This is a genomic window from Thalassolituus sp. (assembly GCF_034111725.1).
GTDB lineage: Bacteria > Pseudomonadota > Gammaproteobacteria > Pseudomonadales > Oceanobacteraceae > Thalassolituus.
This window is the reverse complement of the sequence record NZ_JAWUWR010000007.1, coordinates 1-10806: the sequence shown is the minus strand read 5'-3', so window position 1 is coordinate 10806 and position 10806 is coordinate 1. Positions and strand designations below refer to the sequence as shown.

Below are 10806 nucleotides of genomic sequence, written 5' to 3'. Positions count from 1 at the left end.
TATTGTAAGAGTTATTCATAATTAATCGTAGGAGGTACTCAGGGAGCGAAGCGAGCAGTGCCGATTTACAATCGTTGAATATATCTAGGCGCTTATCGCGACTACGAACAAAAAGCGTTCGTTGAGTCGCTCCTACATGGCAGACTGTATCGAGCGTCGCCAATTAGCTGTCCTAAGTCATGATAAAGCCAGATAACCGCCGATTCCCCCAATACCGCGCATCCCGCTAAGTTTATCTCGCCATTTAGCTTGTATACTCGTTCATTAGGGTTTATTACCTTGTGTCTTATGATTACCTATTCGCTGTGCGAATGAGAGGTATATGTGCTGAGTATTTTTACGGATCTAGCCGATTGGATGGCTTATACGCTGTTCGGGTTGTTGCCGGGTTCTAAGCTGGGCGGTGCTGTTCATTTTTTCATTGAAGATACCACTAAGATTTTCTTTCTTTTGGTGTTGATGATTTATTTCATTGCGTTGATTCGTGCTTCTCTTAATATCGAAAAAGTTCGTGATTATTTGGCGGGTAAAAATCGTTTTATCGGTTATTTCATGGGTTCGGTATTTGGTGCGATTACGCCGTTTTGTTCTTGTTCTAGTATTCCGGTTTTTCTTGGATTTACGTCGGGTGGTATTCCGGTTGGGATTACGATGGCGTTTCTTTTAACGTCGCCGCTTATTAACGAGGTGGCTGTGTTGCTTTTGTTAAGTTTGGTGGGGTGGGAGATTACTCTAGCGTATGTCTTGGTCGGTTTAGCTATCGGGATTGCGGGCGGTATGTTCTTGGATCTTATTCATGCGGAAAGGTTGTTACAGCCTTTTGCACTTAAAGCTTATCAATCGGCTAACCCTGCTACGGTCGCTGAACGTGTGAATACACCAAAGTTAACCGCGAAAGAACGGCATGAGTTTGCCAAGCACGAGCTATTGGATATTTTAAGCCGCGTTTGGAAGTGGGTTTTTATCGGTGTGGGTTTAGGTGCAGCGTTGCACGGATATGTGCCTGTAGAGTGGATCGAAACGAATTTAGGCAGTGGCCAGTGGTGGTCGGTGCCTATGGCGGTATTGCTAGGTATCCCGCTGTATTCCAACGCGACGGGTGTTATTCCTGTAATGGAAAGTTTGATCACTAAGGGACTGCCGATTGGCACGACGTTAGCGTTTTGTATGAGTACGGTAGCGGCGAGTTTCCCTGAGTTTATTTTGTTAAAGCAGGTGATGACTTGGAAGTTACTGGCGATCATTTTAGCGCTATTGCTGTTTTCGTTTACGGTGATGGGTTGGAGTTTGAATGCGGTTAGTTTTAGTTAGCGGAGATAAATATGAAGCAAATTAAAGTATGGGGTAGGGGGTGTGCTAAATGCGTTAAAACGGCGGCGGTGATTCAGGCGATAGCCGACGAGCATGGTGTGCCAGTTAACCTCGTAAAGGAAACCAGCGCCGAGGTGATGATGAATTATGGTGTGATGACTACACCGGCGGTGGTGGTTGATGAGGTGGTCGTGCATTCCGGGTCTATTCCGGATCGCAAAAAAGTAGAGAGTTGGTTGCTCTAATGTCTCTAGCTCCTTACAGTGTTTGTATCACTGTATGGAGTCGGCCATGTCTAAGTCAGCAGCACCTCAGTCTCGTGTAATCCCCCAAGAAGCCTTCGATTGGTACGATGAGTATGCACACGGTGTTATAGATCGTCGTACTTTCATGTCTCGTTTAGCAACTTTAACCGCTGTCGGTTTATCGATAGGTACACTGACCAGTGCATTAATTCCCAATTATGCATTAGCTGAGCAGGTGTCGTTTAATGATGCTGATATCAAGGCGACCTATGAGAGGTTCATATCACCTAACGGATACGGTGAGTGCCAAGGTTATCTGGTGTTACCTAAGCGTTTAGTTGGTGCTCCTGCCACTGAAAAAGCACCTGTGGTGTTGGTTGTGCATGAAAATCGCGGATTAAACCCGTACATTAAGGATGTGGCGCGGCGTTTAGCGAAGCAGGGCTTTATCGCGTTCGCTCCTGATGCGCTATTTCCTGTCGGGGGTTATCCCGGTAACGATGATGACGGTCGAGCACTGCAAGCAAGTATGGATAAGGCTAAGTTAGAAGAAGATTTTATTGCGGCGGCTCGATACATCAAGCAGCACCCGCAGAGCAATGGCAAACTCGGTGGCGTTGGTTTTTGTTATGGCGGTTATGGCGTCAATATGCTGGCCGCGAGTATTCCTGAGGAGTTAAGTGCGGCGGTTCCTTTTTATGGAACGCCTGGGGCTGAAGCTTTAAGAGATCATGTGAAGGGGCCTATTATGTTGCAATTTGCTGGCCTTGATACGCGTGTGAATGATACATGGCCTGCTTACGAAGCGGTGTTAAAAGAAAATAAAGCCGATTATGTTGCATACAATTATGCCGATGTGAATCACGGTTTTCATAACGATTCTACGGGCCGTTATGCTGAGGCCGAGGCTGAGTTAGCTTGGTCGCGTACGTTGGCGTTTTTTAATAAGCATTTAATGTGAAGTTGTAAAAATTAAGTGCCAATAAATGTCGCGACTACGAACAAAATACGTTCGTTGAATCGCTCCTACAGGAGTTGTTCGTTGAGTCGTTTCTAGAGAAATTATTCGTTGAATCGCTCCTACAGGTTTGCGATTTATTAAATCTGTAGGAGGTACTCAGGGAGCGCCAGCGAGCAGTGCCGATGCTAATTTAGCCCCAGCCCAATATTCACTAGGGGTATAACGGCGCTAAACCCTCTTTAGTATTTTTCTTTTTATTACTTGGATCTTCTTTCTTCAGCAATGTGAGCAGGGCGTTGCCATTAAATGCGCTGTTTTCTTGCTGTGAGTAAAGTTGTGCATCCAGTTCTGCCAATGCCGCTTTTACTTTTGGGTCTTGGTAATGCTGTATTAACTGATCCATCGTTAGTAGGCTAGGGTCGTTAAAGTGCACAGGTGCCCAGCGCAATATGGCGTCGCGCATGTATTTTGGGCTGCTGCTTTGACAGGCAATGCGTACTTCTTTCCAGTTACCATCGACGGTTACGCTAGTTTCTTTTTTACCCTGTTTACGCGGGGTTATTTCGCCTCCGGTTGGACGAGTACGTAGGAACCATAGCAGTGCAAGGGTGCCGATGTTGCTAATCACGAGCAGGGCACAGATCCACGGCCATATTCCGCTAGTGGTATTGGTTTCTACCACGTCGGCGCTATTCACAGCTAAGTCTTGCGGTGCTGTAATCGGAGCTGGAATGCTGCTAACCGCTTCGGCTACGTGAATGGTACGAGCCGGCAACACAGCATATTCAACAGTATTTAGGCGTGTGTTCCACCATGGAATACGCAGCTCGGGTAAAACTATTCGTCCAGCGGTGGTCGGCACTAAGGCAACCGATTGCGCAACGGCGGCGTGTAAGCCATTTTCATCCATTTGCGTATCTTGGTTGGTTTGGTCTGGGTAGTAACGTAGTTGCGATACTTCAGGTGTTGGTATCGGTGGAATTTGGCTACCAGAAATACCGTCGGCGGTAATTTTAAACGAGCGCGTTACAGGCTCGCCAACTTTCCAGCTTTTTTCGTCTTTGCTAAAGTTCTCTTCAATTTTTAAATTGCTGGCCGGTAACCAAGGTGCTTGTGGGTAGTCTTTAGGTATTGGCTGTACATTTAGCTTAATCGGTTTGCTTACTATGGTTGCAGTGCGGCCACGATTAAAGCGGTCGTAACGATTGCTAATACGGCCACTAAAGCGTTGCCCAGGTATCACTAATTCGCCTGCAACTTCTGGGAATATGGCGTAGCGTCGTTCATATACGCCGATACGTTGGCCATCGACGACTGTGATGTATTGCTTGGGTTCGCCAAGTGCTTGAACTTGAGCATCGGTCACGGCAAATTCCGATAACGACGGATCTTCGTGATTAACGGTGTAAAACAATTTCTCAATGTACAGTAATTGCTCTTGTACATAGTGCGTACCGCCACTGACTTCTACCTGAAAATAGAACTCTTCATTGCTCGCGTTTGTGGCTTTGGGCGAATCGGTTACGTTAACGGTAATTGGCTCGCTGCGGCTGTTATCGAATATAAATGCTGGAATTGTAAGTTTACCAGTTGATTTAGGTGCCAGTGATAGCGTCCATTCGGTATATGAGGTGCTGCTGCCATTCGCCATATTGAATTGCATGGAGCGATTTTGATTAATAATGTCGAAGCTTTTGTCTAGACCAGACCATTCTGGGCTAGAAAATCCAGCATTGCCGGTATAGCGAACTTGCAGTGTAACGACGTCGGATTTTGTGATCTCTTTGCGATCAACACTGGCTAATAATTCGGCAGCACGCACGGGTATAGCTAACAGCAATAGTGCCATTAGCGTTAGGGGCAGTGTGTACCAGCGCTGGGCGCGGCTAGACTTCACCATAAGACTTCCTCTTTGTCGTCATCAGCTTGTTGGCGATACTGATATAAAAATTTACGTTGTAATAGTACGCCTGGATTATCCGGCACCCGATTTAACCAGTTCTGTCTCGCGGCTTTTTCTTCGCGCGTCATGCCATCTTGCTGGCTTGCGTTAGGGTCGAGTTGACCCATTGTATCGTCCGGGTTTTCGCCGTCTTGGTCTTGCTCCTGTTGTTGCTGGGCCATAGACTGAGCGTCTTCTTTACTTTGTTCTTCGTCTGATTTTTCACCAGCTTGAGCAGCATTCTTTTCATCTTCTGATTCTTTGTCTTGTTGCTCTTGACCGGCTTGTGACTGAGCGTTTTGTGAATCTTTTTGTTCTTGGTCTTTTTGTTCTTGGTCTTTTTGTTCTCTATTTTTTTGTGCCTGTTGCTCAGCGTATTCGTCATCTTCTTGTTGGCTGGATGATGAGTTCTGTTGATCTTGCGACTGGCTATCATTTTGCTGATTTTTCGAGTCGTTTTGTTGTGAGTCAGAGGATTGATTGTCGTCTGATGACTGCTGATTTTGCTGTTGTTTTTCTTGCTGCTCTTTTATTTTTTCAACTAATTCACGGTTAGCCTTAGCATCCTGAGCTAGTTGGGAGCTAGCACCTGCACGTTCAATGACCTCGTCGTAGGCTTCAATCGCTTGGTCTAAATCACCGGCTTGTGCAAGAGCATTGCCTTGGTTGTATTTCCCTTTAGCTGTGCCGTCTTGGCTAAATTGATCGACTGCTCCTTGGTAGTCACCGCTTTTGTAGAGGGCGCTGCCTTTCCAACTTGGATCATCAAATTTTTCTGCGGCGCTATTGGGGTCGGTTGCAATTAGGTCTTGTCCTTGTTGATCAGGCGTTTTCCACAAGTCTTGCCATTCGAAGGCATCACTTGGTTGGCTCCACAGTGCTGGAATCAAGACGATGGTAAATACTACGCCACGGCGGAAAGTGATTAGTGCGATCGGTAACAACAAGAAGATCAGCCAAAAACCCACATCGTGCCACTGGTCGTATTGTGTATTACGGCTACTGTCTGTTTCTTCATCATTGGTGGATACTTCAGACTTTAGTAAGGTTTTCCAATCGCGATCGTCGAAGGCGAGGGGTAACCAAGGCACATTGGCTTGTGCACGCAGTTCATTCAGTGGTGCGGTATCTAAACGCGGTAAGACGATATTGCCGTCGTTATCTCGTAAGAAACCTTGGTCGCCTAGTGATACCGGCGCGCCTTCGGCAGTACCAATGGCAACGACGGCTAGTGGCGTATTCTCGCCGAGCAAATCTTTTATGCGAGTTACATCATTCGGCTGTATGCCGTCGGTAAGCAATAGGAATTGCGCTTTGCGAATATTGGCATTCGTCATTAATTCTTGCGCTAATTTTATCGCTTTATCCGGACGACTCCCCAGTTTAGGCATGATTTCGGGTGTTAATGATGGCAATAAATGCTCTATGGTTTCGCCATCATCGGTAAATGGGGTGACGGTATGAGCGTCACCAGAGTAGGCGATGACGGCGGTTAAACCGTCTTTTCGTTCGCGAATAATATCCGTAACTTTTTGCACCGAGCGAATAGCGCGCGAGGGCTTAATATCTTGTGATCCCATCGACAGCGACATATCCATTAGGATGACTAAGGCATCTTGGTTTTTCATTACCGGCACAGGAATGCGTTGCCAAGTGGGACCGGATAACGCGAGGGTAGCGACCAGCCACGCGATTAATATCCACCAATGGCCACTTTTTGTGGATTGCTTTGGAGCACGATCGAGCACGTAGGCGCGTAATACTGGATCAACAACTTGTTGCCAATCACCTTCGCCTAAACGTTGTTTGAGCAGCAATACGAAGGCAATGACGGCTGGTATAAATAGCAGCAACCACATTGGCCGTAAAAAATGAAAATCAGATAGCGGTACTAACCAATCAAGAGGGTTCATAGCGCCCCTCCTTTGGTACTGTTAAAACGTGACAATACACCTGAGCTAAAGACACCTGTGCTAAAGGCACCTTGAATTAAGCTTAATATTAATGCGGCTAATAACGGCCATTGATACAGACTGGTTTGCGGACGATAGATCTCCGGATCTTTTTCCGTCGGTTCCAGTTGGTCGATAATGGTGTAAATCTCTTCTAGCTCTCCGGTGTTGCGTGCACGGAAAAATTTCCCGCCGGTGAGGTCAGCAATTTTACGGAGTGAGTCTTCATCTAAATCTCTAGAAGGATTAACTCGCTGCGAGCCGAAGAAGCTGGTGACCTCCATGGAGTCTGCACCAAGGCCTATGGTATGAATGCGGATCCCCATTTGCGCGGCTAATTCCGCGGCTTTGACTGGCTCAATTTCTCCTGCAGTATTGGCACCGTCGGTGAGCAATACCAGTACGCGGCTTTCTGCTGGGTTACTCTCTAAGCGTTTGGCAGCAAGAGCAATAGCATCGCCAATGGCGGTTTTCTTACCGGCTAAACCCAGTGCAGCTTCATTTAAGAACGTGCGCACCGTTTCGCGATCGAAGGTTAGCGGGGTTTGCAGGTAGGCGTTGGAACCAAATAAAATTAAGCCTAAACGATCCCCTTCGCGGCGGTCGATAAAATCATTTAGTACTTCTTTTACTATGCTCAGACGATCAACGGCTTTACCGTTAATTTCCATATCTTTTATTTCCATACTGCCGGAAATATCCACGGCCATCATTAAGTCGCGACCACTTACCGGTAGTTCGACAACATCGCCGAGCCAGCTTGGTCGGGCGAGGGCGACGACTAAGCCAGCCCAAATAAGGCAAGGTAAGAGCCAAGCAAAGTTGACCTTAGCGCTCCCCACTTGATATTGGCCAAAATCATTCTGCCATAAGGTAAAGCTAGGCACTTTAAGAGCAGCTTCGTCGCGTTTTACCGCGGGGATTAATCGCATAATGATGGGTAATGGCAATAACCAAAGTGCCCATAACCAGTGCCATTCGATCATTGGGTGGCTCCAGTTGTAGAAGTAATTGGCAGACTCAAAGCTTTGCTATTGGCAACTTTTAGCCAGCGCAATGCTGCTTCCTGTAATTCTGCATGCGGTATATAAGCCGTAGGGCGATAAGGGCCGGACGCGAGAGAATGAGCTAAATCACCGGTAAATATGGGTGACTGTCCAATTCGATTTAGGGCTAGTACCCAGTCTTTACCGGAGAGCGCTACCGCATCTTTGTTATAAAGCCGCCAGTAGCGCTTTAAGCTTTGGTTAATGGTTTCGCAATAGTGTTCGTTGCTTTGATCAATTTTCCATTGTGTATATGCACCAATAATAAGATCACGAGCCTGACGTTTTGGCGCGCCATATTTACGGTCGTATTGCCAAAACCAAATAGCCGTGCCTATGACTACTAGCACTAAAACGATAAGCAGCCACCAACCTGGAGCAAGAGGCCAAAGGCCAATGGGGTCGGGCAAATAAATATCTTTTAATGGCAGCGCTTGGGTGTTTGCTGATTGGGAGTTCATCGTTTGCTTCCCTTCGTTAACCCTAAACCTTTACGCAATAAAGGTAGCGGATCATCCGCCGTGCTAATTCGAATCAGGGGCACTTGTAGACGCTGTAAATGTTGGCCGAGTATCAGCTGTTGAGCATCCCAATGTTGCTGATGAGCGCTGCGCGTATTTTGGCTGTTGGCATCCAATACTTGTCGTTGTTGACCATCGGTTAGGGTAAATCGGCCAGCGGGTAACGATTGCTCGAAAGGATCACTGATGTGTATTGCGGTTAAATCGCAATGGCGCGTTAGCGGATAAATTAAGCGTTCTGCTTGTGCGTCGAAACCTAGCCAATCGCTAATAAAATACACAGCACTGCCGGGATGAGCGATGCGACTGACGTGCTTGCAGATATCGGCCATGCGTTGAGCTGGATTTTGCGGCTGTAAAGCGTTGGGCTTGCTGACTTCTAGGCTGCTAAGTTGATGCAGTAAATTCATCAAGGATTTACGGCCAGTACGGGGACGTAAATCTAATTCTGTTACGTCGTTAAACAGCAGGCCGCCAATACGGTCACCTTTAGCTAACGCCGACCAGCTTAGTAATGCTGCAATGTCGGCAGCTAACACGCGTTTCAGAGTACGGCGAGTGCCAAAATCCATCGAGCTGCGTAAATCGCAAATAATGAGTACTGGGCGTTCTCGTTCTTCACGAAACAATTTAATGTGCGCGTCGCCGGTGCGGGCAGTAACGCGCCAATCCATGCTACGAATATCGTCGCCTGGTAGATATTCGCGTACTTCTGAAAAGTCGATACCGCGACCACGCACCGCAGCCGTATGTGTACCCGCTAAATCGTTGAGTACTTTTTTCTGCCGTTGCAGCGGTAGTTGCGGCGCAAGCACACGCAGTCCCGCTAAATTCTCTGGCAGAATTTCAGTGCCGTTGGAAAAGTGCCCTAGCATATTCAAGCAACCGGTACGCGTTTGAGCAGCTCATTAATGACTTGTTGAGAGTTCATACCACTGGCCTCAGCTTCAAAGCTCAGTAATAGGCGGTGGCGTAATACATCGTGAGCCACGGCTTTAATATCATCCGGGCTAACATAGTCGCGGCCAGCTAACCAAGCATGAGCGCGGGCGCAGCGATCTAATGCAATCGTTCCGCGTGGGCTTGCACCATATTCAATCCAGTTTGCGATGTCTTCGCCATACGCTTGTGGTTCTCGGGTAGCCATAATAAGTTGAACTAAATACTGCTCTACGGCGTCACTCATATGCAGGGAAAGCACTTCTTGGCGCGCTTTCAAAATATCCTCTGCCGATAACGGATGTTCGATATCGTTGGCGGCATTCATCGCCTCGCCACGGGCTAAGCGCAAAATGGCGTGTTCTGAGTTGGCGTCGGGATAACCGATTTTCACATGTAACAAAAAGCGATCAAGCTGTGCCTCTGGTAGCGGGTAGGTGCCTTCTTGCTCAATTGGGTTTTGCGTTGCCATTACCATAAATAGTTCAGGCAGTGGACGAGTAACACCACCGACCGTTACTTGACGCTCGGCCATGGCTTCTAGCAAGGCGCTTTGTACTTTGGCCGGTGCACGGTTTATTTCGTCGGCAAGAATGAGGTTATGAAAAATCGGGCCAGCTTGAAAATCGAAGCTTTGCGTCTGCGGGCGATAAATATCCGTACCCGTAATATCACCTGGCAATAGATCAGGGGTGAACTGAATACGTTTGAAGTCGCCTTCAATGCGTTCGGCTAAGGCGTTGATCGCTTTGGTCTTGGCAAGACCGGGAGCACCCTCAACCAGTAAATGGCCATCGGCTAAGAGGGTGATGAGTAGGCGATCGACCAAATGAGGTTGACCAATGATGCGTTCCTGCAAGGATGCTTTGAGCTGCAGAAAACCCGCTTGTAGTGTCATGTAAGTCCGTTCCTAGCACTTTGATTTGTTTAGGATTTTAGTGATTCATTCGCGTGGGTCAATGCTCAGATAGGTCGTAACTCACAAAGTTCTGTGGCCATTGGTAAAGGAGCGTCAATAGATAGTTGGTAGGGGATTGATCTGAAGACCCTGTCATTGTGAACAAATGATCTACGCTTAATGCATATAACCAGATAACAAAGATACGAGACGTCACCATGCTCACAGCTTTACACACTCTGATAGACGAACGCAACGAAGCAACTCAAGCGACTTTACTGAAGCAATTTTCGGATTTGTACTACTCCGGAGCACCGCAAGACGAATTGTTGGCCCGCTCGGTAGATGATGTCTATGGCGCAGCATTATCTTGTTGGCAGTTTATTCAACAGCGCGAAGCAGGAAGCCCCAAGGTACGGGTGTTTAACCCCGACTACGAAAATCACGGCTGGCAGTCGATGCATACCGTCATTGAGGTGGTTTTTGAGGATATGCCGTTTTTAGTCGATTCTGTACGCATGCAATTGAATGCTCGGCAGATGTCGCTGCACGCGATCCATTATTGCGCACTCAATGCTGAACGCAGCAAGGGCGGCAAACTAAATACCAGCAAAGCATGGAATCAGGCCAGTAAAACGTCGGTTAGTGAAGCCATTATTTATATTGAGGTTGATCATCATTCCGATACCGAACTGCTTGATGCGTTGACGCAAGAGTTGATCGCCGTGTTGTCTGAAGTAAATAGCTGTGTTCGAGATTTTCCTGCGATTGTTGCAAAGGCAAAAGCAGCGGGTGTTGATCTTGGAAAAACATCGGGACATCACGATAAAGCAGAGTGCGCAGAATCTGATGCCTTTATGCAGTGGTTAGTAAACAACCACTTCACGTTTTTGGCCTATGACGAATTCAGTATCGAAACTGAGAAGAAAGAGCGCTTTGTGGTACGTGATAGCGCCAACGATTTAGGCATTTTTAAATATAATACGGCGAC

The 10806-nt window shown here is 47.3% G+C and carries 9 protein-coding genes and 1 pseudogene; 4 read left to right on the top strand and 6 right to left on the bottom strand.

Annotated elements, in window-relative coordinates; all coding sequences use genetic code 11:
* Positions 1–324: 324 nt before the first annotated feature.
* The 3 genes from UXZ23_RS01115 to UXZ23_RS01105 are packed head-to-tail and all read left to right on the top strand — an operon-like array spanning position 325 to position 2517.
* The gene (locus UXZ23_RS01115; protein WP_320818822.1) at positions 325–1311 is read left to right on the top strand and encodes a permease; all 987 of its coding nucleotides are present in this window, start codon (positions 325–327) and stop codon (positions 1309–1311) included.
* 11 nt (positions 1312–1322) lie between these two features.
* Positions 1323–1556, top strand: a complete 234-nt coding sequence (locus UXZ23_RS01110) for a thioredoxin family protein (protein ID WP_320818821.1) — start codon at positions 1323–1325, stop codon at positions 1554–1556.
* Positions 1557–1602: 46 nt separating this feature from the next.
* Entirely contained in the window at positions 1603–2517 is a 915-nt protein-coding gene (locus tag UXZ23_RS01105; protein ID WP_320818820.1) for a dienelactone hydrolase family protein, read from the top strand.
* 211 nt (positions 2518–2728) lie between these two features.
* On the opposite strand, the gene UXZ23_RS01100 is transcribed toward UXZ23_RS01105, so the two are convergent.
* Genes UXZ23_RS01100 through UXZ23_RS01075 form a run of 6 tightly spaced genes read right to left on the bottom strand, consistent with a single transcriptional unit; the run spans position 2729 to position 9815 of the window.
* Positions 2729–4417 (bottom strand): BatD family protein, encoded by a 1689-nt coding sequence (locus UXZ23_RS01100; RefSeq protein ID WP_320818819.1) that lies wholly within the window; start codon positions 4415–4417, stop codon positions 2729–2731.
* Complete coding sequence (locus UXZ23_RS01095; RefSeq protein WP_320818818.1) at positions 4411–6372, bottom strand: VWA domain-containing protein; 1962 nt, start codon at positions 6370–6372, stop codon at positions 4411–4413. The genes UXZ23_RS01100 and UXZ23_RS01095 overlap by 7 nt, the downstream gene beginning before the upstream one ends.
* Positions 6369–7397: a VWA domain-containing protein gene (locus UXZ23_RS01090; RefSeq protein ID WP_320818817.1), complete on the bottom strand. Its 1029-nt coding sequence runs from the start codon at positions 7395–7397 to the stop codon at positions 6369–6371. The genes UXZ23_RS01095 and UXZ23_RS01090 overlap by 4 nt, the downstream gene beginning before the upstream one ends.
* Complete coding sequence (locus UXZ23_RS01085; protein WP_320818816.1) at positions 7394–7918, bottom strand: DUF4381 domain-containing protein; 525 nt, start codon at positions 7916–7918, stop codon at positions 7394–7396. Before UXZ23_RS01085 ends, UXZ23_RS01090 begins: the two co-directional genes overlap by 4 nt.
* Positions 7915–8853 (bottom strand): DUF58 domain-containing protein, encoded by a 939-nt coding sequence (locus UXZ23_RS01080; RefSeq protein WP_320818815.1) that lies wholly within the window; start codon positions 8851–8853, stop codon positions 7915–7917. Before UXZ23_RS01080 ends, UXZ23_RS01085 begins: the two co-directional genes overlap by 4 nt.
* A gap of 2 nt (positions 8854–8855) precedes the next feature.
* Complete coding sequence (locus UXZ23_RS01075) at positions 8856–9815, bottom strand: MoxR family ATPase (RefSeq protein ID WP_320818814.1); 960 nt, start codon at positions 9813–9815, stop codon at positions 8856–8858.
* Between the two features lie 218 nt (positions 9816–10033).
* Here UXZ23_RS01075 and UXZ23_RS01070 point away from each other — a divergent pair.
* A pseudogene (locus UXZ23_RS01070) lies at positions 10034–10806 on the top strand (NAD-glutamate dehydrogenase domain-containing protein); the annotation flags it as partial.

Coding starts and splice junctions, on each gene's coding strand:
- UXZ23_RS01085 (WP_320818816.1), bottom strand. CDS start 7,918: ATGAACTCCCAATCAGCAAACACCCAAGCGCTGCCATTAAAAGATATT.
- UXZ23_RS01100 (WP_320818819.1), bottom strand. CDS start 4,417: ATGGTGAAGTCTAGCCGCGCCCAGCGCTGGTACACACTGCCCCTAACG.
- UXZ23_RS01095 (WP_320818818.1), bottom strand. CDS start 6,372: ATGAACCCTCTTGATTGGTTAGTACCGCTATCTGATTTTCATTTTTTA.
- UXZ23_RS01090 (WP_320818817.1), bottom strand. CDS start 7,397: ATGATCGAATGGCACTGGTTATGGGCACTTTGGTTATTGCCATTACCC.
- UXZ23_RS01075 (WP_320818814.1), bottom strand. CDS start 9,815: ATGACACTACAAGCGGGTTTTCTGCAGCTCAAAGCATCCTTGCAGGAA.
- UXZ23_RS01080 (WP_320818815.1), bottom strand. CDS start 8,853: ATGCTAGGGCACTTTTCCAACGGCACTGAAATTCTGCCAGAGAATTTA.
- UXZ23_RS01110 (WP_320818821.1), top strand. CDS start 1,323: ATGAAGCAAATTAAAGTATGGGGTAGGGGGTGTGCTAAATGCGTTAAA.
- UXZ23_RS01105 (WP_320818820.1), top strand. CDS start 1,603: ATGTCTAAGTCAGCAGCACCTCAGTCTCGTGTAATCCCCCAAGAAGCC.